The sequence below is a fragment of the Devosia riboflavina genome, from assembly GCF_000743575.1.
Lineage (GTDB): Bacteria > Pseudomonadota > Alphaproteobacteria > Rhizobiales > Devosiaceae > Devosia > Devosia riboflavina.
In genome coordinates this window covers 1-23,165 of record NZ_JQGC01000013.1, presented here as the reverse complement: position 1 = coordinate 23,165, position 23,165 = coordinate 1, and the positions used below count along the sequence as shown (strand labels likewise).

At 63.3% G+C, this 23,165-nt stretch carries 18 protein-coding genes; 6 read left to right on the top strand and 12 right to left on the bottom strand.

Annotated features, from left to right (window positions below):
• Position 1: 1 nt before the first annotated feature.
• Both JP75_RS14100 and JP75_RS14095 read right to left on the bottom strand, forming a co-directional pair.
• Entirely contained in the window at positions 2-3,337 is a 3,336-nt protein-coding gene (locus JP75_RS14100) for a transglutaminase family protein (protein WP_035084028.1), read from the bottom strand.
• A gap of 104 nt (positions 3,338-3,441) precedes the next feature.
• Positions 3,442-4,209 (bottom strand): FadR/GntR family transcriptional regulator, encoded by a 768-nt coding sequence (locus JP75_RS14095; RefSeq protein WP_152565853.1) that lies wholly within the window; start codon positions 4,207-4,209, stop codon positions 3,442-3,444.
• 462 nt (positions 4,210-4,671) lie between these two features.
• Here JP75_RS14095 and chvE point away from each other — a divergent pair, with 462 nt between their 5' ends.
• From chvE to mmsB, 3 genes are all read left to right on the top strand, one after another.
• Positions 4,672-5,739: a multiple monosaccharide ABC transporter substrate-binding protein gene (gene chvE / locus JP75_RS14090; protein ID WP_035084242.1), complete on the top strand. Its 1,068-nt coding sequence runs from the start codon at positions 4,672-4,674 to the stop codon at positions 5,737-5,739.
• 228 nt (positions 5,740-5,967) lie between these two features.
• A complete protein-coding gene (gene mmsA, locus JP75_RS14085; RefSeq protein ID WP_035084025.1) occupies positions 5,968-7,500 on the top strand; it encodes a multiple monosaccharide ABC transporter ATP-binding protein in 1,533 nt (510 codons plus the stop codon).
• On the top strand, positions 7,497-8,774 hold the full coding sequence (gene mmsB, locus JP75_RS14080) for a multiple monosaccharide ABC transporter permease (RefSeq protein WP_035084023.1): 1,278 nt from the start codon (positions 7,497-7,499) through the stop codon (positions 8,772-8,774). Before mmsA ends, mmsB begins: the two co-directional genes overlap by 4 nt.
• Positions 8,775-8,838: 64 nt before the next feature.
• Here mmsB and JP75_RS14075 read toward each other — a convergent pair whose 3' ends face one another.
• Positions 8,839-9,243 (bottom strand): VOC family protein, encoded by a 405-nt coding sequence (locus JP75_RS14075; RefSeq protein WP_035084021.1) that lies wholly within the window; start codon positions 9,241-9,243, stop codon positions 8,839-8,841.
• 55 nt (positions 9,244-9,298) lie between these two features.
• Entirely contained in the window at positions 9,299-9,724 is a 426-nt protein-coding gene (locus JP75_RS14070) for a VOC family protein (protein WP_035084018.1), read from the bottom strand.
• Between the two features lie 72 nt (positions 9,725-9,796).
• On the opposite strand from JP75_RS14070, the gene JP75_RS14065 reads away from it, so the two are divergent.
• A complete protein-coding gene (locus tag JP75_RS14065; RefSeq protein WP_035084017.1) occupies positions 9,797-10,519 on the top strand; it encodes a helix-turn-helix transcriptional regulator in 723 nt (240 codons plus the stop codon).
• Positions 10,520-10,621: 102 nt separating this feature from the next.
• On the opposite strand, the gene JP75_RS14060 is transcribed toward JP75_RS14065, so the two are convergent.
• From JP75_RS14060 to JP75_RS14030, 7 genes are all read right to left on the bottom strand, one after another.
• Complete coding sequence (locus JP75_RS14060) at positions 10,622-13,735, bottom strand: efflux RND transporter permease subunit (RefSeq protein ID WP_035084014.1); 3,114 nt, start codon at positions 13,733-13,735, stop codon at positions 10,622-10,624.
• Positions 13,736-13,747: 12 nt separating this feature from the next.
• Positions 13,748-15,001, bottom strand: a complete 1,254-nt coding sequence (locus JP75_RS14055; protein WP_035084013.1) for an efflux RND transporter periplasmic adaptor subunit — start codon at positions 14,999-15,001, stop codon at positions 13,748-13,750.
• Between the two features lie 269 nt (positions 15,002-15,270).
• Positions 15,271-16,104, bottom strand: a complete 834-nt coding sequence (sseA, locus tag JP75_RS14050; RefSeq protein WP_035084011.1) for a 3-mercaptopyruvate sulfurtransferase — start codon at positions 16,102-16,104, stop codon at positions 15,271-15,273.
• Between the two features lie 219 nt (positions 16,105-16,323).
• A complete protein-coding gene (locus tag JP75_RS14045; RefSeq protein ID WP_035084008.1) occupies positions 16,324-17,307 on the bottom strand; it encodes an ABC transporter ATP-binding protein in 984 nt (327 codons plus the stop codon).
• Positions 17,308-17,309: 2 nt separating this feature from the next.
• A complete protein-coding gene (locus JP75_RS14040) occupies positions 17,310-18,101 on the bottom strand; it encodes an ABC transporter permease (RefSeq protein ID WP_035084006.1) in 792 nt (263 codons plus the stop codon).
• The gene (locus JP75_RS14035; protein WP_425277285.1) at positions 18,098-18,973 is read right to left on the bottom strand and encodes an ABC transporter permease; all 876 of its coding nucleotides are present in this window, start codon (positions 18,971-18,973) and stop codon (positions 18,098-18,100) included. Before JP75_RS14035 ends, JP75_RS14040 begins: the two co-directional genes overlap by 4 nt.
• Positions 18,974-19,114: 141 nt before the next feature.
• Positions 19,115-20,224: an ABC transporter substrate-binding protein gene (locus tag JP75_RS14030; RefSeq protein ID WP_035084002.1), complete on the bottom strand. Its 1,110-nt coding sequence runs from the start codon at positions 20,222-20,224 to the stop codon at positions 19,115-19,117.
• A 320-nt stretch (positions 20,225-20,544) separates the two neighbouring features.
• Between JP75_RS14030 and JP75_RS14025 the strand changes: the two genes are divergently transcribed.
• Together JP75_RS14025 and JP75_RS14020 are read left to right on the top strand one after the other, a co-directional pair.
• Positions 20,545-21,474: an aminotransferase class IV gene (locus JP75_RS14025; RefSeq protein WP_035084001.1), complete on the top strand. Its 930-nt coding sequence runs from the start codon at positions 20,545-20,547 to the stop codon at positions 21,472-21,474.
• The gene (locus JP75_RS14020; protein ID WP_201772941.1) at positions 21,471-22,202 is read left to right on the top strand and encodes a sulfotransferase-like domain-containing protein; all 732 of its coding nucleotides are present in this window, start codon (positions 21,471-21,473) and stop codon (positions 22,200-22,202) included. The genes JP75_RS14025 and JP75_RS14020 overlap by 4 nt, the downstream gene beginning before the upstream one ends.
• 108 nt (positions 22,203-22,310) lie before the next feature.
• On the opposite strand, the gene JP75_RS14015 is transcribed toward JP75_RS14020, so the two are convergent.
• Positions 22,311-23,165: substrate-binding domain-containing protein (locus JP75_RS14015; protein WP_035084000.1), on the bottom strand; the 855-nt coding region annotated here is incomplete at its 5' end.

Genomic DNA, 23,165 nt, shown 5'->3' with positions numbered 1-23,165 from the left:
TTCAGGTGAACCGGGGCGGTCGCCGGAGGTCAAGCGTCAGCGGGAACTCGTCCGCTGGCCGCTCCGGGCGGTAAGGATAGGTGCCGGGCGTATAGTTGTGCGGAACGAAACGCGCAAGGCGGCGTGCCTCGGCCTCATTGCCGTTGACGGGGAAAGTCTCGTAATTGCGGCCGCCCGGATGGGCGACGTGATAGGTGCAGCCGCCGATGGGGCGACCGGTCCATTTGTCGTAGATGTCGAAGACCAGCGGGGCGTGGACTGGCATGACCGGGTGCATGCCCGAGGCTGGCTGCCAGGCCTTGAAGCGGACGCCGGCGATGGATGTGCCGGCTGTGCCGGTGGCGGCAAGCGGAGCGGGGCGCTGGTTGCAGGTTACGACGTAGCGGTCGGGGTTCGGCGAGGTCAGCTTGACCTGCAGACGTTCAACGGAACTATCGACATAGCGCACGGTGCCGCCGATGGCGCCCTCTTCGCCCATCACGTGCCAGGGCTCAAGCGCTTGGCGCAGTTCGAGTTTAACGCCTTCCACCTCGACTTCGCCGCAGAAGGGAAAGCGGAATTCGAGCTGGGCTTCGAACCAGGCGGGATCGAAGTCGAAGCCGGAGCGACCTAGGTCGGCGAGGACGCCCAGAAAATCCTGCCAGACGAAGTGGGGCAGCATGAAGCGATCGTGGAGGGTGGTGCCCCACCGGACGAGATCGCCTTGGGCTGGCTCGCGCCAATAGCGGGCGATGAGGGCACGGACCAGCAATTGCTGGGCCAGGCTCATGCGGGCATTGGGCGGCATTTCGAAGCCGCGGAATTCGACGAGACCGAGCCTGCCTGTGGGGCCGTCGGGCGAATAGAGCTTGTCGATGCAGATTTCCGAGCGGTGGGTATTGCCGGTGACGTCGGTAAGAAGATTGCGGAACAAGCGGTCGACGAGCCAGGGCAGGGGCGGCAGGCCCTGGCCAGGTGCGAAGACCTGCGCCATGGCGATTTCGAGTTCGTAGAGGCTGTCGTGGCGGGCTTCGTCGAAGCGCGGCGCCTGGCTTGTGGGGCCGATGAAGAGGCCGGAGAACAGGTAGCTCATCGAGGGATGGCGCTGCCAGTGGAGGATTAGCGACTTCAATAGGTCCGGACGGCGGAGGAAGGGGCTGTCGCTCGGTGTGGCGCCGCCGACGACGACGTGATTGCCGCCACCGGTGCCGGTGTGCTTGCCGTCGAGCATGAATTTGTCGGCGCCGAGGCGGCTTTGACGGGCTTCTTCGTAAATCGCCGCGGTGGTGGCGACGCAATCGTCCCAGCTTGAGGCCGGGTGAATGTTGACCTCAATCACGCCCGGATCGGGGGCGACGCGGATGACGTTGAGGCGGGAATCGTGTGGCGGCGCGTAGCCTTCGAGGTGGACGGGCTGGCCGATTTCCTTCGCGGCGGCTTCGGTGGCGGCGATGAGTTCGAGATAGTCTTCGAGGCGCTCGACTGGGGGCAGGAAGACGCAGAGGCGGTGGTCGCGAATCTCGGCGGTGACGGCAGTGCGCACCTCACCTTCTATCTCGCTGATGACCTGCTCGGTGCGGTCTTGCTGTTCGCTCGCGGCGGTGAAAGACGAGGCTGCCTGCGGGCGGGCGTCGGCTTTCTCACGGAAAAGCAGTTCCTCCGGATCGGGCAAAGGCACGCGGGGCGCTCCGGGATCGAGCGGGACCACGTGGGGATAGGATGTCGGCCTCAAGTGCTTCAGCGAGGCAAGGGGCAGGCGGTAGCCGGCAGGGCTATCGCCAGGCGCGAGGAAGAGTTTGCCGCGGCGGGTCTTCCACTTTTCAGTCAGCCAGGGACTGGATGCGGCGGCGTTCCAGCGCTGGACGGGGAGGACATAGCCGGTGGGATTGGTGAGGCCGCGCTCGAAGACGCGGGCGATGCGCGAGCGGGCTTCGGGGTCGGTGAGTTCGGAATTGGCGGGGTCGACGTTGTCGGGGAGCTTGGCTTCCTTGAGGAGCCATTCACCGGGGTCTTCATAGGCTTCGTCGATGGTGTCGCCGGTGAGGCCGAGATTGCGGGCGAAGCTTTCGAGGAATTTGCGGGCATCGTCGTGCGAGGCGGTGGTCTTAACGCCTTCTCGGGCAATGAGTTTTTCGTCGCGCCAGACTGGCTTGCCGTCGAGGCGCCAGTAAAGGGAAAAGGTCCAGCGGGGCAGGGTTTCGCCAGGGTACCATTTGCCCTGGCCGTAATGCAGCATGCCTTGCGGGGCGAAGCGGGAGCGGAGGCGGCGGATCAGGTCGTCGGCGAGGCGGCGCTTGGTGGGGCCGACCGCGCCGGCATTCCATTCGTCGGCTTCAAAGTCGTCGATGGAGACGAAAGTGGGCTCGCCGCCCATGGTCAGGCGGACGTCTTCAGCCTTCAGGATAGAATCGACTTCGTGACCTAAACTATTGAGACGGTTCCAGCTTTCGTCCGAGAAAGGTTTGGTGATGCGCGGGTGCTCGGCGACGCGCGTGACCGTCATGTCGAAGTTGAAATCGACTTCTGCGTAGGAGGCTAGGCCGGAAATCGGGGCCGCGTTTCGGTAATGCGGGGTGGCGGCGAGGGGGACGTGGCTCTCGCCGGTGAGGAGGCCGGAGGTGGGGTCGAGGCCGACCCAGCCGGCGCCGGGGAGGTAGACTTCGCACCAGGCGTGAAGATCGGTGAAATCGTGGTCGGTGCCGGCGGGGCCGTCGAGCGAGACGAGGTCTGGCTTGAGCTGGATCAGGTAGCCGGAGACGAAGCGCGCCGCAAAGCCCAGGTTTCTCAATATGTTAACGAGAAGCCAGCTTGAGTCGCGGCATGAACCTTGACCATTGGTCAGGGTTTCCTCGGGCGCCCAGACGCCGGGCTCCATTCGGACGATGTAGTTGATTTTCTGCTGGAGCGTCGCGTTGAGCTCGGTGACGAAGGTCACGGTATTGCGTGGACGCCGGTCGATAGTATCGAGGAAGGTTTGGAGGGCGGGAGTAAGTTTTTCCGGGACGCGGTAGATCGAGAGGTCGGCGCGGATGTCTTCGGGATATTCGAAGGGCCAGGTCTCGGCCGATTCTTCGACGAAAAAGTCGAAGGGGTTGTAGACCGTCATGTCGGCGATGAGGTCGACTTCGATCTTCAGCTCGGTAACGGGCTCCGGAAAAACGAATCGGGTCAGGAAGTTACCGTATGGGTCCTGCTGCGTATTGACGAAGTGCAGATCCGGCGCGACGCGGAGCGAATGGCTCAGGACCTTGGTCTTGGAGTGGGGCGCCGGCTGCAACCGGATGATCTGCGGACCGAGGATAACGGGGCGATCATACTTGTAATGGGTCCGGTGATAGATTGCGGCTTTGATCGACATTCGAACGCGTCGCTCGCTCCATGGCCACAGATATTCAGCTTCCCGAAAGGGAGCTTAGCGGTGATTCAGGGGCTTGGATAGGCGGTGAGTTCGCTAGCAGACTGTTAGCTTCGAACGGGTGACTGGGCCATTTTTGTTACGGCCATGCGAATGTCGCGTTCGGTATCGCGCAAGTGCATGCGCATGGCCTCGGCGGCGGCCCTGCCATTGCCCTCTCGGATGCAATCGAGAATGCGCTGGTGGGCGGCGATGGTGTCATGCGGGGTGTGGCCGCGATCGGCATGGCCGCGCTGGCTGATGAAGAATCCTTCGCGCAGCGGTACGGCCATGGCTTCGAAGAGATATCCGAGAACACGGTTACCGCTGGCGAGGGCGACGGCCTCGTGGAAGCCGAAGTCGAAAGAGTGGAAGTTGGCTTCGGCGGCGGCGTCTGCGAAGTCGGTGGAATCACCGATCGAGTCGCGCATGCCCTGGAGGGCATTTTCGATGGCGATGATACCGGCCCGGTTCGCTCTTTTGGCAGCGAGGGTGGCCGATTGCACTTCCAATGACAAACGTACCTCAACGAGGTCGAAGAGGCCCTTGGGATCGGTCCTTACGATGGAGGTCAGGAAGTCGGTGAAGGCGGAGCCATCGGGTTCGCGCACCATAGCGCGGCGACCCCGGGCGAGCTCCAAAAGGCCCCGGCCGGCAAGGAGTTTTACGGCCTCGCGAATGGTCAGCCGGCTGACCGAATAACGCTCTGCCAAATCGGCCTCGCTGGGGAGGCTTTGGCCCGGTGCCAGCTCACCAAGGATCAGTTGCGCCAGATCGTCGGCCACAGCGCTTGCAGCACTGCCGTGATCGGAGCGCGCGTCTCCACTCAAACTCACCACAACTCCTCCCGAGGTATCAGATACCTTTGACTCTCGCCGACCGTTTTCCGGTTCATATTGGCGAGGTGGTTTCCTCGTATTCCTCAAGGTTAGCGACTGTCGCACCGGACAGCAACCGCCTGAAAGTGGGCCTTCTACGCGCAAGTTTATATCTTCGACAATCGAAAAAATAACCTTCCACCACTTTGCCCTGCTTTACACGCATATCTGATTATCCTAGTTTGCGGGCCGTGGATCCCGAGAGGGCCAAGGCGGCATTCAAGCCGTCACGCAGGAGGACATCATGCAGTTCCATCGAAAGCTGCCGGCGCCAGGCCGGCGGGCAGAGTAGAGCGCCCTTTTTCGGGTAGGCTCGCCTCGCCCGGACTGGATGCAGGAACCAATTGGCCTGATCGGCGGAAACCACGACGAACACATCAATCACCTCGAAAAATCTAAGGGAGTCGAGACGTGAAGGTTCTGAAATCAATTGCGACGCTGTTTGCTGCCGGTGCCCTGATGGCCACCGCCGCGACCGTTGCCTACGCCCAGGACAAGGGCCAGATCGGCATTGCAATGCCGACTCAGTCGTCGCTCCGTTGGATCTCGGACGGCAACGAACTGAAGACGGCTCTCGAAGCCAAGGGCTACACCGTCGACCTGCAGTTTGCTGAAGACGACATCCCGAACCAGCTTGCCCAGATCGAAAACATGGTCACCAAGGGCGTCAAGGCTCTCGTGATCGGCTCGATCGACGGCACCACGCTGTCGGCCGTTCTGCAGCAGGCTGCCGATGCCGGCATCAAGGTTGTCGCCTATGACCGCCTGATCCGCGACACGCCGAATGTTGACCTCTACACCACCTTCGACAACTTCCAGGTCGGCGTGCTCCAGGCCAATTCCATCGTGAAGGGCCTCAAGGAACGCTTCCCGGACGTGAAGCCGTGGAACGTCGAACTGTTTGGCGGTTCGCCGGACGACAACAACGCCTTCTTCTTCTATGACGGCGCAATGTCGGTTCTGCAGCCCATGATCGACGCTGGCGACATCGTCGTGAAGTCCGGCCAGCAGGGCATGGACACCGTCGGTACCCTTCGTTGGGACGGCGCAGTTGCCCAGGCTCGCATGGACAACATTCTCTCTGCCAACTACTCGGACGGCTCGACCGTTCAGGGCGTTCTGGCTCCCTATGACGGCCTCTCGCGCGGCATCATCTCGTCGCTCCGCGGCGTTGGTTATGGCTCGGCTGACCTGCCGTGGCCTGTCATCTCCGGCCAGGACGCTGAAGCTCCGTCGGTGAAGGCGATCGTTGCTGGCGAACAGTACTCGACCATCTACAAGGACACCCGCGAACTGGCCAAGACCACTGCCGACCTCGTCGACACGCTGGTTTCGGGCGGCACGCCGGAAGGCCTCGACACCACCACCTATGACAATGGCGTCAAGGTTGTGCCGTCGATCCTGCTGACCCCGTATGAAGTCGATGCCACCAACTACCAGGCTCTCGTGATCGACTCGGGCTACCTCAAGGCCGAAGACATCCAGTAAGCCTCGGGCTTCGCAAGTTTGGGGGCTCCGCGGCGACGCGGGGCCCTTTCGAGATTTTAGGCGCGGTTATTGGGTATGCGCTGTTTTGGATGCCCAAACCAATGGATGTCACCTGGCTTTAGGCCGCGGCCATCCCGAGATCTCAAGATGGGCCCCGGCCTAAAGCCGGGGTGACAATCGAGGGTGGGTAACCTTTGGGTGGCCTGCTCGCTAAGTACAGGGCCCAGTATGACCAAGACCATTCTTGAGATGCGCAGCATCACCAAGACCTTTCCCGGCGTGAAAGCGCTGTCTGACGTCAATCTTGACGTGCGGGAAGGCGAGATTCACGCCATTTGCGGCGAAAACGGCGCCGGCAAATCCACCCTCATGAAGGTGTTGAGCGGCGTTTATCCCTCCGGCTCCTATGAGGGCCAGATCGTCTACAACGGCGAAGAGCAGCACTTCCGCTCCATTCGCGACAGCGAACACAAGGGCATCGTGATCATCCACCAGGAACTCGCCCTGGTGCCGCTGCTCTCGATCGCCGAAAACATTTTCCTCGGCAACGAGCAGGCCAAGAATGGCGTGATCGACTGGGACGAGACGCGCGACGGCGCGCGCAAGCTCCTGGCCATGGTTGGCCTCAGCGAAGACCCGGACACGCTGGTGACCAATATCGGCCTCGGAAAGCAGCAGCTTGTCGAGATCTCGAAGGCGCTCTCCAAGCAGGTGCAACTGCTCATTCTCGACGAGCCGACCGCATCGCTTTCCGAGAAAGACAGCCAGGCGCTGCTCGAACTGCTGCTTGAATTCAAGAAGCAGGGGATCACCTCGATCATCATCAGCCACAAGCTGAACGAGATCTCCCGCATTGCCGACCGCGTGACCGTGATCCGCGACGGCCGCACCATCGAAACGATGGACACCAATGAGATCACCGAAGATCGCATCATCACCTCGATGGTCGGTCGTTCGCTGGAAGACCGCTATCCGAGCCGCGAGCCGAAAATCGGCGAGACCATTCTCGAAGTGAAGAACTGGTCGGTCTATCACCCGCAGCATCGCGACCGTCAGGTGATCAAGAATATCGACGTGACGCTGCGCAAGGGCGAAGTTCTGGGTATTGCCGGGCTGATGGGGTCGGGTCGCACCGAATTCGCCATGAGCCTTTTCGGCAAGTCCTATGGCCAGAAGATTTCCGGCGAAGTGTTCATGAATGGCCAGAAGGTCGACACATCGAGTGTCGAGAAGGCCATTCGCGCTGGCATCGCCTATGCCACGGAAGACCGCAAGCACTACGGGCTCAACCTCATCGACCACATCAAGCACAATGTGACGCTGGCAAACCTGCCGGGCATTTCGCGTTGGGGCGTGATCGACGATCTGGCCGAGCTCGACGTGGCCAATGACTATCGCAAAAAGACGAATATCCGTTCTTCGAGCGTCTATCAGGTGACTGGCAACCTTTCGGGCGGCAACCAGCAGAAGGTCGTTCTCTCCAAGTGGCTCTATGCCGATCCGGATGTGCTTGTTCTCGACGAGCCGACACGCGGCATCGACGTGGGCGCCAAGTATGAAATCTACACGATCATCAACCAGCTCGCCGCCCAGGGTAAGGCGATCATCGTGATCTCTTCGGAAATGCCCGAACTGCTCGGCATTACCGACCGTCTCTACGTTATGAATGAAGGCCGCATCGTGGGCGAAATGCCCACCAGCGAGGCGAGCCAGGAAAAGATCATGCGCTCCATCGTGCGCGCTGAAGGAAAGGCATCATGACCGTTCAAACTGCACCGACCGGCGCTCCGGCCGATCAGGCCAAACCCAAGGAACTGAGCTTTTTCGGCGCCTTGCAGGCCAATATGCGCGACTATGGGCTTCTGCTCGCGCTCATCCTCATCATGCTGTTTTTCCAGTATTTCACCAATGGCGTGCTGTTCAAGCCGGTGAACCTGACCAACATCATCCTGCAGAACAGCTACATCATCGTGATGGCGCTGGGCATGCTGCTGGTGATCGTTGCCGGGCATATCGACCTTTCGGTCGGCTCGGTTTCCGGCTTCGTCGGCGCTCTCGCCGCCATGCTGATGGTGGGCTGGAAGTTCCCGCCGGAGCTGGCTTTCCTGGCCAATCCGATCGTTGCCGGTGCCATCTGTCTGGTTGTCGGTGCGGCGGTGGGCGCGGCGCAGGGCTATATCATCGCCTATCACCGCGTTCCGGCGTTCATCGTGACGCTGGCCGGCATGCTCATCTTCAAGGGTCTGTCGCTTGCCATTCTCGCCGGCAAGTCGGTTGGTCCGTTCCCGGCTGAATTCCAGCTGCTGTCCGCAGGCTTCATCCCCGACGTGATCGGGCCGACGACGATGCCGTGGCTCGCTGAAAACGGCCAGAACGTTACGCTGCACACGACCACCATGGTCATTGCAATTCTGGCGGTTGTCGCTGCGGTGTTCTTCTCGATCCGCACCCGTGCCCGTCGTCGTGCTCGCGGCTATGACGTTGAGCCGTTCAGCCTCTTCGTCGTGAAGAACCTCGTCATCGCGGCGCTGGTCATCTTCTTTGCCTATATGCTCGCTTCCTATCGCGGCCTGCCGAACGTGCTCGTCGTGATGGGCGTGCTGATTGCCGGCTTCGTGTTCCTCACCAAGCGCATGACCTTTGGCCGCCGCATCTATGCTCTCGGCGGCAATCTCAAGGCGGCGGCCCTTTCGGGCGTGAAGACCGAACGCACGACCTTCTACATCTTCGCCATCATGGGTGCGCTGGCAGCGCTTGCCGGCATGATCTATGCGGCGCGCCTCAACTCGGCGACCCCGAAGGCCGGCCAGGGCCTCGAACTCGACGTGATCGCGGCCGTGTTCATCGGCGGCGCTTCGGCGCTGGGCGGTGTCGGCCAGGTGGCGGGTGCCGTGATCGGCGCCTTCATCATGGGTGTGATGAACAACGGCATGTCGATCATGGGCGTCAACATCGATTGGCAGCAGATGATCAAGGGCGTCGTGCTGCTCGCGGCCGTGTTCTTCGATCTTTATAACAAGAACCGGTCGGCGTAAGTTTTCACGCTGAAGGATTTGGGGCCGCCGGAGAGATCCGGCGGCCCTTTTTGTTTTTAGGCGTCTACTTCGACGCCTCGCCGCGGGCGCAGGCTTCTATGTTGTTGCCGTCGGGATCGAGGACGAAGGCGCCGTAGTAGTCGGGGACGCCATCGCGGGGGCCGGGGGCGCCGTTGTCGGTGCCGCCGTTTTCGAGGGCGGCTTTGTAGAAGGCTTCGACCATGGCTTTGTTTTCGGCGCGGAAGGCCACGTGCATCTGGTTGATGCCGGGGCGGGAGCCCTCTACCCAATAGGAGGGGCGGGTGGTGCCGATCCAGAGATAGGGGATCGGTTCTTCCTTGCTCTTGCCGAAGAGGAAGCTTTCTTCGCTGTTGCTGATGGTCTGGAGGCCCAGCGCTGCGGCGATGGCGTCGTAGAAGCGGCGCGCCTTTGCGAGGTCGGTGACGACAAGGCCCGTGTGGTCCAGCATGGTCAACTCCTTGTGGGTTCCTGGCTGAACGCGGCGGGCCTGTCGCCGTTCCCGATCAGTCGGTTGTGTATTCGACGGCGAGGTCGAGGACGAAAGTGACGCCGAAGCGATCGCGGACCATGCCGTAGAGCGGGGACCAGGGCGAGGCGGCGAGGGGGACAATGATGGTGGAGCCCTCGATCAACCTGGCCCAATAGGCGGAGAGTTCATCGGCCGACTTGCCGCGCACCGAGACGAAGACGGCGTTTTCGCCGGGATTGTAGGGCTGGCTGGAGCGAACGTCATAGGCCATGACGCGGAAACCCTCGGGTGAGGCGACCTGGCCCCAAAGGATGTTGTCGGCTTCGGCAGGGGTCTCGGCGGCGTGGGCATCGCTATAGGTGACGGCGGTGAGCTGGCCGCCGAAGACGGACTGATAGAAGGCGAGGGCGGCACGGGCCTGGCCGCGGAAATTGAGGTGGGTCGTGGTTTCGATGCTCATTTGAGGCTCCTGCTTGTCGGTTGACAGGGAGTGGTGTAGCGAGGGGCAACTGCCAGTTTTCGACAGTTGGACATGGCTCGATCCGACCGACTTTTGCGCCTGTTGCAGGCGATGCGCGTATTGCCCGCGCCGCTGACCGCCAGACGGCTGGCGGAGGAGACGGGCGTGTCGCTGCGCTCGCTTTATCGCGACATCGACAGCCTGCGGGCGGCAGGGGCGCGGATCGAGGGCGAGCGGGGTTATGGCTATCGGCTGGTGGAGGATTTTGCCCTGCCGCCGCAAACGCTGACGCGGGCGGAGATCGAGGCGCTGGTGCTGGGGCTGGCGGAAGTGCGCGGCATGGGGGATGCGGCGCTGGCGGGCGCGGCGGTTTCGGCATTGGCCAAGATTGCGGCGACGCTGCCTGACGAGGCGGAGCAGCAGGCGATGCATGCCGTGTCGCTGGTCTACCGGCCGCAGAAGCGGGCGCCGCTCGGCATTGATCTCGAGAAATTGCGCGAGGCGGCATGGCGGGAGCGGGCGGTTGCCATCGGCTATGTGGATCAGCATGGGGCGGAGACGGAGCGGACGATCTGGCCGCTGGCGATCGTCTATACCGAGCGGACGCTGTCGGTGCTGGCCTGGTGTTGCCTAAGGCAGGATTTTCGGATTTTTCGCGGGGATCGGATTATGTGGGCCGAGGTGAGGGCGGAGAGCTTTCGGCCAAAGCGGGTGGCTTTGCTGCGGGATTATCTGGCGCAGTTGCGGGCGCGGGAGGCATCGGAGGATGGGCGCCGGCTTTCGCCGGGGCCATAAGAGCATAGCTCTCATGGCCTCTTCAGCTCAAACCGCTCCACTCCAGCGGTTTGCCATGCAGGACGGATCAGAGGGTGACAATCGGGGGTGTGGCGGCGGAGCTTATTCCGCCGGCTCGGCCTTTGTTTCCAAATTGTCCAGTTCGCGCTCGAGCTTGGCTTCTTCCTCGGCCTTGGGCGTCGAGAAGCGGGCGAGGAGGAGATAGGCGACGGGGGTGAGGTAAAGGGTGGCGATGGCCGCGAAGCCGAGGCCGCCGACCATGACCCAGCCCAGCGCTGCGCGGGCTTCGGCGCCGGCACCGGAGGCGAGGACCAGGGGGACGCCGCCGAGGATGGTGGCGATCATGGTCATCAGAACGGGGCGCAGGCGGATATTGGAGGCCTGCTCGATGGCTTCGGCCACGGAGAGGCCGCGATCGCGGAGCTGATTGGCGAATTCGACGATGAGAATGCCGTTCTTGGCCATGATGCCGACGACGAGGACGAGGCCGATCTGGGAGAAGATGTTCAGACTCCCGCCGGTGAGGAGGATGGCCCAGAGGCCGGCCGCGACGCCGAAGGGTACGGTGGCCATGACAATGATGGCGCTCCAGAAACTTTCGAACTGGGCGGCGAGGACGAGGAGGATAATCACCAGGGCGAAGCCGAAGGTGAGGAAGAGGGCGTTGTTGGCTTCGCCGATGGTTTTGGCTTCGGCGAGCGGCAGGATGGAGGTGCCCTGGGGGAGGAGCGGAGCGGCGATCTTTTGCAGTTCGTTGAAGGCGTCGCCAAGGGCAAGGCCATCTTCGAGGCTGGCGGTGACCGTGACGGCGCGGCGTTGCTGTTCGCGGCGGAGCGAGGGCGGGACCGGGGCTTCCTCGATGGTGGCGATGGTGGACATGGGGACGTAGCGGCCGTCGCCGGTGCGGACGAAAAGGGTTTCGAGATCGCGCGGATCGTTGACCGGATTGGAGGTCGAGAGCATGCGGATCGAATAGCTCTCGTCGTTGATGAAGATGGTGCCGACATCGGAACCGTCGATCATGGCCTGCATGGTGGGGGCGAGGCCATTGATGTCGATGCCCAGGGAGGCGGCGCGGGCGCGGTCGACAGTGAGGGTTAGCTGGGGTTGGCTGGTGTCGAAATTGACCGAGACGCGGCCGAAGCGGCCATCGGCTTCGAGGGCCTTGGAGATGGTGTCGGCGGTCTCGGCGAGGATGGTGTAGTCGGAACCGGCCACGGCGAATTGCAGGCCGGAGCCGCCGCCGCGAATGCCGAGGCTGTTGCCCTGGCCGACATTGGCGCGGACACCGGGGACCTGGGCCATGAGGGCGCCGATTTCGGAGGCGATCTGTTGCTGGCTGCGGGTGCGCTCGCCCCAGGGGGCGAGGGTGAGCGTGATGGAGCCGCCATTGCCCCAGCCGGAGAGCACGAAGACGGAGCGCACTTCGCCGCTGTCGACATAGGGCTGTAGCATGGATTCGACCTGGCCGAGGCGGGTGCGGACGAAATCGAGGCTGGCCGTATTGGGGGCATTGATGCGCAGGTTGATGGCCGAGCGGTCTTCGGAGGGGGTGATCTCCTGACGGAGACCGCCATAGACGTAATAGGCGGAGCCGGCAAAGAGCAGGGCCAGGAGAATGACGACCACGGGATTGCGCAGGGCGACGCGCAGGGTGACGCGGTAGAGGGCGGCGAAGAAGCGGCCGATGGCGCCGAAGGGGCCGCCGGCATGTTCCTTGTGGTCGTTCTTGAGGAGGCGCGAGGCGACCATGGGTCCCATGGAGAGGGCAACAACGGCCGAGAGCAGCACGGCGATGGCGAGCGTGAAGCCGAATTCGCGGAAGAGGCGGCCGGTCTGGCCGTCGAGGAAGCTCAGCGGCACGAAGACAGCGACGAGGGTAAGCGTCGTGGCAATAACGGCGAAGAAGACTTCCTGAGTGCCGAGCACGGCCGCGGCGCGGGGGCCAGCGCCCATATGCTTGCGGCGCATGATGTTTTCGAGAACCACGATGGCGTCATCGACCACGAGGCCGGTGGCGAGGACAAGCGCGAGCAGGGTGATGATGTTGAGCGAGAAGCCGGCGAGATACATGCCGGCGACGGCGCCGAGGAGGGCGATGGGCATGGAAATGGCGGGGACGATAATGGCCCGCCAATCGAGCAGGAAGAGATAGATGATGCCGATGACGACGACGAGAGCGACGACGAGGGCGATTTCGACCTCATGCAGGGCGCCTTCGATGAAGACGGCTTCGTCGCTGGAAATCTTGACAGTGACACCTTCGGGCAGGGTGTCGTTGAGGCTCTCTACCGCGGCGTGGACAGCGTGGGAGATCGAGACGGAATTGGACTGGGCCTGACGGACGATGCCGAGACCGATGGCGGGACGGCTATCGGCGCGGATGGAGGAGGTGCTGGCGGCGGCGTCGAAGACGACGCTGGCGACATCGCCGAGGCGCGTGCGGCCATTGATGATGATCTCTTCGAAATCGCTGGGTTCGGTGATTTCGGAAATGGCCCGGACGGAAATGTTCTGGTTGGGGCCGTTGATCGAGCCGGCGGGGGAATCAAAGGCGATGGTGGAGAGGGCGTTGCGGATATCGGCAACGGTGAGGCCGTGGCTGGCGAGTTTTACCGGATCGATATCGACTTCGAAGGAGGAGGTGCGGGTGCCATAGACCTGCACTTCGGCAACCCCTTCGACGGCGGCGAGGCGCTCGGTGACGATGCCATCGACCAGTTCGCTTAGGTCGGCAATGCTGAGGCTGTCCGAGGTGACGGCGAGCTGCATGATCGGCTGGGCATCGCTATCGGCCTTGAAGATGGTGGGGGCTTCGACGCTGTCGGGCAATTGGCGGGTGACGCGGCTGAGGGCATCGCGCACGTCGGAGGTGGCGATATCGAGATTGGTGCTTTCGGAGAATTCCAGCGTGACGCGGCTCTGGCCGACGGATGAGCTGGAGGAGATGGCCGTGACGCCCTGAACGCGGGCGACGGCGCCTTCGACGATGGCCGTCACCTCGCGGTCGACGGTTTCGGCGGCGGCGCCGGTGAAGCTGGTGGAGACGGAAAGGACCGGGCTTTCGACGCGGGGAAGTTCGCGCACCTCGATGCCGAGAAGTGCGGCGAGGCCGGCCACCAGGATGAGGGCGTTGATGACCACGGCCATGACCGGGCGGCGGACGAAGAGCGTTGCCAATGCGCCGCCCCGTTCGTTCTTGCTGGCAATGGACATGGCAGCGCCTCCCTAGTTGGTCGCGACTGAAGGTTGCGATGGGGTGGTTCCGGTGCCGTCTGGGCCTTCGAGCAGGTTGACGGTGGCACCTTCGCTGAGCTGCAGGATGCCTTCGGTGATGATGGCATCGCCCGGCTTGAGGTCGCCGCGCACGAGGACGCCGTCGCTATTGCGCTGGATGATCTCGGCCATGACGCGGGTGGCCTTGCCGTCGAGATATTTCCAGACATAGGAGCCCTCTGCCGACCAGAGGATGGCGAGCGGATTGACCGCCGGATATTCCTCGCCGGGGAAGGCGAGGGAGACGGTAAAGCTCATGCCGGCGCGCAGCACGCCTTCGGGATTGGGGATTTCAGCCTGGACCTGCAGGGTGCGGCTGGCCGGATCGATGCGGGTATCGATGGCAGAAATGTCGCCGCCAAAGGTCTGGCCGGGGAGGGCGATGGCGTTGACCGTGACGGCCATGCCGGGCTCGATCTGGGCGGCGTAGCGCTCGGGCACCCAGAAATCGATGAGGATGGAGGAGGTGTCATCGATGGAGGTAACGGTGGTCTGGGCGGGCACGTAATTGCCGGGGGTGACGCGGATGAGGCCGACCTTGCCGCCGATGGGGCTATCTATGGTGCGGCGGGCCAGGGCCATTTCGGCGTTGCGCAGGGCGAGTTCGGCATTGGCGGCGCTGAGCTGGGCGGCCGTCAGGGCGGTGCCGGCGACGACGTTGTTGCTGGCGAGGCCTTCGGTGCGGGTGAGGGTGGCGCGAGCGTCTTCGAGGGCGAGCTGGGCGCGGTCGTATTCGATCTGCTCGGCGGCTGAATCGAAGCGCGCAATCGTGGCGCCGGCCTCTACGATCTGGCCGGGGCGGACCAGCACTTCGGTCAGCTCGCCGCCGGAGGTAGCGGCGACGGTGACGGAGCGTACGGGCGTGCCTTCGCCTATGGCGGCGAGCGTGTCGTTGATGCGGGCGAGGGTGACGCCTGAGGTGATGACATTGGTGGTGCGAGCGCCGAAGCCGCCAGGGCGGCCGCCACCGGGACCGCCGCCGCCGGGGCCGCCGGATGCCTGCGGACCACCGTTGACCTGGCCGCCCGGGCGCTGTCCCGGCCCGCCAGCCTGGGGCGCGGGAGCCGACGCGGCTTCAGCTTGCGGGCCGAAGGGCAGGACGATGCCGGCATTGGTCAAGACCTGGGGCGCACCGGGCGCAAAATAGAGCCAGGCAAAGGCGGCCGCGGCGATAACCGCGATAGAGGCAACAAGCTGCCGGATCAAAAGAAAACCTCAAATGCGGGGGGCGCGCAAAATCGAAGTGAGCGTAACAGCTTGCGCCGTTTGGCTACATTAAAATCTGGTAAGATTGCGGGAATGTGAGGGAGTGGGACCCGCAGGACGAGACAGCTTTGGTCTTGAGACGGGATTCCCGCCTCCGCGTAACCGCCCGACTTGTCCGGGCGGTCCATGCCGGGGCGAGATGGATTGCCCGGACAAGCCGGGCAATGACGATCGAAAAGGAATATGCGGCTCTGTCGATCCGCTGGGGATCAGCTCTCGACTTCGGCATCCGGCCTTGCGCCCCATTCGGACCAGGAGCCGTCATAGACGGCGACGGTCCTGGCGCCGACCTGGTCGAGCGCGAGGGCGAGGGTCGAGGCGGTGACGCCGGAGCCGCAGGAGGTGATGATGGGCTTTGAAAGGTCCACGCCGCGCTCGGCGAAGATGGCGGCCAATGCTTCGGGGGATTTGAGGACGCCGTTTTCGGAAAGCAGGCTCACCGGGATATTGCGGCTATTGGGGATATGACCGGCGCGGAGGCCGGGGCGGGGTTCGGGGACTTCGGCGTGGAAACGCTGGGCCGGGCGAGCGTCGAGGATTTGCGCGGCTTCGTCCTGGCTGCGGGCGCGGACGAGGTCGAAATCGGCGACGCTGCTGGGGTGGAATTTGACGTCGAAGTTGGCGGCGCGCTTGGTGACGAGGCCGGCTTCGAGGGGGCGGCGTTCGGCGCGCCACTTTGGGCCGCCGCCGGAGAGAATGTGCACCTTTTCGGCGCCGAAGGTTCTGAAGGTCCACCAGACGCGGGGGGCGCTGAAGAGGCCGAGTTCGTCATAGATGACCACGGTCATGTCGCTGCCGATGCCGAGGGCGCCGACCATGTGGGCGAAATCGGCCGGGGAGGGCAGCATGTGGGGCAGGTTGGTCGTCGTGTCGGCAATGCCGTCGATATCGAAGAAGACGGCGCCGGGAATGTGACCGGCAAGATATTCGGCCTGGGCGTTGCGGGACGCGTTGGGGAGGTGCCAGCTCGCGTCGACCACGACGAGATTGAGATCGCTCAGGTGGGCGGCGAGCCATTCGGTGGTGACGAAGGTGTTGTCCATGGCGCGATTCCCCGTTGTGTTGGCGGGAGAATGGGCCGGGGCGGGGGGCTGGTCAAAGGGTATTTGGGGAGGTGGCGACGCGGGCGCGTTCTTCCGAGGTCGTCGCCCTCGGGCTCGACCCGAGGGCTCCGTACTTGTTGTGGCACCGCCAAGTGAAGGGTCCTCGGGTCGAGCCCGAGGATGAGGTTTGGTGGTTGGGGCGCCGCGTGGGTCGTGCAGCTACGCCCCTAGCGTCAGCACATCTTTGGCGGCCAGGTGCAGCGTGACGGTGTCGCCGCGCTGGGGTGGGGTGGCGGTGTTGATGTTGAAGGTGTCGATGTTGATCGGGGTGCCGGCGACGTCGACGCGGAGGCGGACGACGGAGCCGAGGAAGCCGACATCGGAAATGGTGCCGGTGAGGGTCGTGTCGGTTTCGGGGCGCGGGGCGAGCGAGATCAGTTCCGGGCGGATGGCGCGGCTGGGGCCGAAGGTTGCTTCGGGAAGCGTGTTGAGCTGGCCGACGAAGGTCGCGACGAAGCGGGTCGAGGGGCGGTTATAGATCTCGTGGGGGGAGCCCATCTGGTCGAGATTGCCCGCGTTCATGACCACGATGCGATCGGAAATGGACATGGCCTCTTCCTGATCGTGGGTGACGAAGACGGTGGTGATGCCGAGGTCCTGCTGGATGGCGCGGATTTCTTCGCGGAGGGAGACGCGGATTTTGGCGTCGAGGGCGGAGAGGGGTTCGTCGAGGAGAAGGAGGCGCGGTTTTGGGGCGATGGCGCGGGCGAGGGCGACGCGCTGCTGCTGGCCGCCGGACATTTCATAGGGGAAACGCTTTTCAAAGCCGGGGAGGCCGATGAGTTTGAGCATTTCCTCGACGCGGGCGCGGCGCTGTTCAGCGGGCATGCCGGCGATCTTGAGGCCGAAGGCGATGTTGTCGCCGACGGTGAGATTGGGGAAGAGGGCATAGGCCTGGAAGACCATGCCGAGCTTGCGCTGGTTGGGTTTCAGGTGCGTGAGGTCTTCGCCATCGACGCGGATTGAGCCTGAGGTGGGGCGCTCGAAACCGGCGATCATTCTGAGGATCGTGGTCTTGCCACAGCCCGAGGGGCCGAGGAGCGAGATGAATTCTCCCTTTTCGAAAGCGAAGTTGACGCCCTTCACGACCGTATTGGTGCCGAAGGATTTGACGAGGTTCGAAACTTCGAGGAAGGCGGCCATGGTCAATCGGTCCTGGCGGAAGTGCGGGGGGCGAAGCGGCCGAGCACGTTGATCATGCCCATGGCGCCCCAGGTGATGATGAAGGAGATGATGGCGAGCGCGGCGGGCTCATAGGCACGGTTGGTGCCGATGCCGACGAGGTAGGGGCCGAAGGCCGGCCGGTTGAGCAGGCTCGCAATGGTGAACTCGCCGATGACGATGGCGAAGGTCAGGAAGGCGCCGGAGAGGATGGCGATGAGAATGTTCGGCAGGATGATCTGGCCGATGATCTGGAGCTGATTGGCGCCGGCGATCTGGGCGGCTTCGGTGAGGGTGCCGATGTCGATGGTGCGCATGCCGTTGTCCACGGCCCGGTACATGTAGGGCAGGGCCAGGGTGACATAGGCGCAGGTGAGGAGGATGTCGGTGCCGAGGACGGAGCCGGTGAAGGGGATCAACGACGAGGAGCCGTAGAGGCGGATATAGCCATAGACGAGCACCAGCGCGGGGATGACCAGCGGCAGGAGGGTGACGAATTCCATGAATGGCCTGAGCCAGGGCATGCGCAGGCGGACGAAATAGACCGCCGGAACGACGACGAGGATGCCGACGACGATGGTGAAGAGGCCGACGATCACCGAGTAGGTGAAGCTCGAGGCAAAGTAGGGATCGGCGAAGACCGAGGCATAGGCGTCGAACGAATATTCGCCGCGGCGCATGCGCAGGGAGAATTCGAAAGTGGCGGCGAGCGGGACGATGAAATAGGCGCCGCCGAGGATGAAGACCAGCCAGGCCCAGAATTTTTGCGATTTCATTTCATCCACCTTTCAGCGCGAGCCGCAACGATCAGGTAAATGACGTTGGCGAGCGAGGTGATGACGATCATGCCAAGAGCAAGCGCGGCGCCGAGGCCCGGGTTCTGCAGGGCATCGCCGCGGATCTGGTTGTAGAGCAGCACGGTCACGATGTTGAGGTTCGAGCCGGTCAGCGCCCAGGCGGTGGCGATGGCGCCGAAGGCGTTGGCGAAGAGCAGCGACAGGGTGCCGAGGACGGAGGGCCAGAGGATGGGGAAGCCGATATAGCGCCAGAACTGCGAGGTATTGGCGCCAAGGGTCTGGGCGGCTTCGTTCCACTCTTTCTTGAGGCCGTCGATCGCCGGGGCGATGGTTAGGACCATCAAGGGAATCTGGAAGTAGAGATAGGTGAGCGTCAGGCCCCAGAAGGAGAAGAGGTTGAAGCCCGAGCGGTACATGTCAAAACCGAAAACGGTTTTGAGGATGATGGTAACGAGGCCGAGGCGCCCGAGGGTCGCGATGAAGGCGAAGGCGAGGGGGACGCCGGCGAAATTGGAGGCGACGCCCGAAAAGGTCATGACGGCGGAGCGCAGGCCCTGTGGCAGTTTTCCGCGGATAATGGCGAGCGTGAGCGCCAGGCCGATCAGGGCGCCGAGAATGGCGGAGGCGCCAGAAATCCGGATCGAAATCCAGTAGGCAGCCAGGATCTGGTCGGTGAAGAGGCCGGCGATGTTCTCGAAGGTGAAATTGCCGGTACGGTCGGTGAAGGCGGCGCCCATCAGCGAGAGGGTGGGCAGGAAGAGGAACATTACCGCGAAGATGACGAAGGGGAGAACCGCGAGGCTGTCCCAGGGGATGCGGCGGTGGGGTTTGGCTGCTGTGTCGGTCATTATGAGAGTAGACCTCATGGTGAGCCTGTCGAACCACGAGGTCGTGGCAGTGTGGCGGTCATAACGCCACGACCTCGTCCTTCGACAGGCTCAGGATGAGGTCTACTGGGGTGACCCCCGGGCGAACCCGGGGGTCTGATTTGGTTACTGAACCGAAGCGCCGACGGTGGAGTCCCAGCCGCCGGTGATGGTGGCCTTGTTGGCGTTCTGCTCTTCGATCGAGGGGAACACGGCCTTGGCATAGTTCTCGGCGGCCGGGAGCTTGGCCATCAGGTCGGCCGGGAGCTTGCCGGCTTCGGCGAGGGCGTTGAAGCGGATCGGGTGGCAGTAGCCAGCGAGCCAGCCGAGCTGACCTTCGTCGGAATAGAGGTATTCCATCCAGAGCTTGGCAGCGTTCGGGTGGGGTGCGAAGGCCGAGATAGCCTGGACGTAGACGCCAGCCACAACGCCGTCGGACGGAACGACGACTTCGATCGGCGGGTTGCCGTTGAGGTTGTCGCGAGCGGCGAGCAGGTTGTAGTCCCAGTTGATGGCGATCGGGGTCGTGCCCTGGGCGATGGCAGCGGCTTCAGCGTCGACGGGGACGAAATTGCCCTTGTCGTTGAGAGCCTTGAAGTAGTCGAGGCCAGCCTGGGCAGCGGCGTCCTGAGCGGCACCGGTCGAGAGACCAGCGGCGAACACGGACATGATGGCGTTGTTGGCGGTACGCGGATCGCCAGCCAGAGCGACGGAGTTGGCGAACTCGTCCTTGTTCAGGTCAGCCCAGGAAGCCGGGTTGTCGCCGGTGATGATGTCCTTGTTGATGCCGAAAGCCAGCACGCCGTAGTAGTCGCCGTACCAGAAGCCGTCAGCGTCCTTGGCGTCGTCCGGGATTTCGTCCCAGGTCGAGACCTTGTAAGCCTGCAACAGGCCTTCGTCCTTGGCCTGCGGGCCAAAGGCGAGACCGATATCGAGAACGTCCGGAGCCTGCGGGCCGGTATTGCCCTTGTTGGCACGGACGGCTTCGAGCTCGTCGGCCGAACCGGCGTCGGGGTTCAGTTCATTGACGGTGATGCCCGGATAGGCAGCCTTGAAACCTTCGATCACGCCGCCATAGTTGCACCAGGAATGGGGCAGGGCGATCACGGTAAGCTGGCCTTCGGTCTTGGCGGCTTCGTAAAGCGCTGCCAGATCGGTCTGGGCGAAAGTCGGAGCCGCGAAGCTGAGCACGGTGAGAAGCGAAACCGAGGTGGTCAGCGCAGACTTGAACGTCATTCTTTGTCTCCCTGAATGAGCAGTCGCGGGCTTTCCCGAGGGGGATAGCCGCTGCGAACGGGCGAGGGAGTAGAGGGGCGACATGACAGTGCAATGACAGTTGAATGACGGCTCGGAGTCGCCCGCGAGCGGGCGTTACTTGCCGCAACCTCAGTATATTGCGCCTATTTGCCCATCTGCTCGCGTCCTCCCAGCCGCGGAGGGAGATTGCCCAATTGTGACAGTTTCGTCCAGATGGTCAAAAATTTCTGTGGGCCTCGACTTTGCGGCGGTGAGAGGAGATGGTTTCGCCGCGTCTAATCAAGAGAAAGCCTACCCTCATGGCCTATGGCGTCCATGCCTATGCGGACGATCCGCGCAATGCTTCCATTCTTATTGCCGTCAATGACCAGCTGATGCCGCGCGACAAGGCGGTGGTGTCGGTCTTCGATTCAGGGTTCGTCTTAGGCGATGGCGTGTGGGAAGGGTTGCGGCTGCACGAGGGTGGCATTCCGTTTCTCTGGGCACATCTGGAGCGGCTTTATGAGGGTGCGAAGACGCTCGATTTTTCCGTTGGGTTGACACCGGACGTGCTGGTGAAGCGGATTTTCGATTGTCTGGCGGCCAATGGCATGACCGACGGCGTGCACATCCGCCTGATGGTGACGCGCGGGATCAAGGCGACGCCGTATCAGGATCCGCGGGTGACGATTGGCGATGCGACCATTGTCATCATTCCCGAATACAAGGCGCCGTCGCCAAAGCCCGACGGAATTTCGCTGTTCACGTCGACGATCCGTCGCACGGCGCCGGACATGCAGGATCAGAAGCTCAATTCGCACTCGAAACTCAATTGCATTCAGGCGTGTATCCAGGCGGCCAAGGCTGGTGCTGATGAGGCGCTGATGCTGGACCCGCAGGGGTTCGTCGCGACGTGCAATTCGACGCATTTCTTCATCGTGCGGCGGGGTGAGGTGTGGACCTCGACCGGCGACTACTGTCTCGGCGGGATTACGCGGGGGAATATCATTCGGGTTGCCGAGGCGGCGGGGATCACTGTGCGGCAAAAGAATTTTTCGCTCACTGATGTCTATGGGGCGGATGAGGCTTTTGTCACGGGCACCTTTGCGGGGCTGACTTCCGTGCGTGAGGTCGATGGACGCCGGATGGGGCATCCGCTCAAGGGGCCCGGACCGATCCCGGGGGAAATGACGGCGCGGTTGGCCGGGCTCTATCGCGAGCTGATCGAGGCGGAGACTTTTAGGCCATGAGCGAAGTGAGGCGGATCGCCATGTGGTCGGGGCCGCGGAACCTCTCCACGGCGATGATGCGCAGCTTTTCCTCGCGGGCGGATTGTTTCGTCAGCGACGAGCCGTTTTATGCCGCTTATCTCAAGGCGACGGGGCTGGATCACCCGATGCGCGAGGCGGTAATGGCGTCGCAGCCGCAGGATGCGGATGAAGTGGTGCGGCAGATCATGGGGCCGGTGCCGGGCGGGAAGAACGTCTGGTATCAGAAGCATATGAGCCACCATATGGTTGAGGGCTTTCCGCTCGACTGGATGGATGAGGTCACCAATGTGTTCCTGCTGCGCTCGCCGGAGCGGGTCCTGGCCTCCTATGCGCAGAAACGGGAAAGCGTGACGCTGGCCGATATCGGGTTTGAGGGGCAGGCCATGCTGTTCGACCGCGTGGCGCAGCGGACAGGCACGGCGCCGGTGGTCGTGGACAGTGATGATATCCGGCGGAATCCGGAGGGGACGCTGTCGGCGCTTTGTGCGGCGGTGGAGCTCAGTTGGGACCCGGCGATGCTGCATTGGCCCGGGGGGGCGCACGCGCAGGATGGGGTCTGGGGGCCGCACTGGTACAATGCGGTCTACAACAGCAGCGGATTTTCGCCGCCGGACGAGATCGGGCCGCTGCCGGGATGGCTTGCTGAGATCGCGGATGAAGCGCGGCCGTTTTATGAGCGGATGAAAGGGTTTAGGCTCGGAGCGTGAAAGTTTGATTCAGGGGGCAAGCTTGGCTCCGGTGCGTGTTGCTCCCCTCTCCACCACGCTGTGCGTGGTCCCCCTCTCCCGCAGGCGGGAGAGGTCAAGAGGTGCGACCTAGAACAGCGGCGCGGGGCCGGAGCTTTCGCGCAGGACCAGTTCTACGGGCCAGAGTTCGTGGATGTCGGCGACCAGCTTGCCGCCGAGCATTTGCAATAGGAGTTCGGCCATGCGTTCGCCGGCCTGGCGGATGGAGGAGCGGGTCGTCGACATGGTGGGGTACATGTTGTCGGCGTTGAGATAGGGGAAGACGTCGTCGTGGGCGATCATGGAGACGTCGGTGCCCAATTGCATGCCGGCCTGGCGGATGGCGCGGAAGACGCCGAGGGCCGTCATCATCGAGCCGGCGAGGAAGGCCGTGGGGCGGGGGCGGAGTTCGAGCATGGACTGGGCCAGGCGGAAGGCGACTTCGTCGGTGAAGGCCGAATTGCCCATCAGTGCGGGATCGAAGGGCACGCCGCGGGCAGAGAGGGCGGCCATGTAGCCCAGTTCGCGGTGCTCGGCGAAGGTGCGGCCCTTGATGCCGTTCAAGAGTGCGATGCGGCGGTGGCCGAGATCGAGCAGGTGGCTGGTGGCGCGCTCGAGGGCGCCGGTATTGTCGATGTCCAGCCAGGCGACGGGCCGGGTGACATTGGTGCGGCCATGCAGGACGAAGGGGATTTTCAAATCCAGCAAGAGTTCGGCCCGCTCGTCCTTGAGGGTGGGCGAATGCAGAATCATGGCGTCGACGCGCTGGCTGGCGGCAAGGCGGCGATAGGCGGCGAGCTCTTCCTGATGCGAGGCGACCGTGGTGACGACGATGTCGATATCCTGCGTCGCCATGCGGCCGCCAAGGCCGGAGAGGAATTCGGACATATGGGGCCCAAGCTCATCGGCGCCGCGCAGCACGAGGCCGATGGCGCCGGCGCGGCC

Excerpts from the sequence above, each read along its gene's own strand:
- JP75_RS14040 (WP_035084006.1), bottom strand. The coding sequence starts at position 18,101 with ATGAAATCGCAAAAATTCTGGGCCTGGCTGGTCTTCATCCTCGGCGGC.
- JP75_RS14030 (WP_035084002.1), bottom strand. The coding sequence starts at position 20,224 with ATGACGTTCAAGTCTGCGCTGACCACCTCGGTTTCGCTTCTCACCGTG.
- sseA (WP_035084011.1), bottom strand. The coding sequence starts at position 16,104 with ATGGACAACACCTTCGTCACCACCGAATGGCTCGCCGCCCACCTGAGC.
- mmsA (WP_035084025.1), top strand. The coding sequence starts at position 5,968 with ATGACCAAGACCATTCTTGAGATGCGCAGCATCACCAAGACCTTTCCC.
- JP75_RS14060 (WP_035084014.1), bottom strand. The coding sequence starts at position 13,735 with ATGTCCATTGCCAGCAAGAACGAACGGGGCGGCGCATTGGCAACGCTC.
- JP75_RS14045 (WP_035084008.1), bottom strand. The coding sequence starts at position 17,307 with ATGGCCGCCTTCCTCGAAGTTTCGAACCTCGTCAAATCCTTCGGCACC.
- mmsB (WP_035084023.1), top strand. The coding sequence starts at position 7,497 with ATGACCGTTCAAACTGCACCGACCGGCGCTCCGGCCGATCAGGCCAAA.
- JP75_RS14020 (WP_201772941.1), top strand. The coding sequence starts at position 21,471 with ATGAGCGAAGTGAGGCGGATCGCCATGTGGTCGGGGCCGCGGAACCTC.
- JP75_RS14070 (WP_035084018.1), bottom strand. The coding sequence starts at position 9,724 with ATGAGCATCGAAACCACGACCCACCTCAATTTCCGCGGCCAGGCCCGT.
- JP75_RS14075 (WP_035084021.1), bottom strand. The coding sequence starts at position 9,243 with ATGCTGGACCACACGGGCCTTGTCGTCACCGACCTCGCAAAGGCGCGC.
- JP75_RS14100 (WP_035084028.1), bottom strand. The coding sequence starts at position 3,337 with ATGTCGATCAAAGCCGCAATCTATCACCGGACCCATTACAAGTATGAT.
- JP75_RS14025 (WP_035084001.1), top strand. The coding sequence starts at position 20,545 with ATGGCCTATGGCGTCCATGCCTATGCGGACGATCCGCGCAATGCTTCC.
- JP75_RS14065 (WP_035084017.1), top strand. The coding sequence starts at position 9,797 with ATGGCTCGATCCGACCGACTTTTGCGCCTGTTGCAGGCGATGCGCGTA.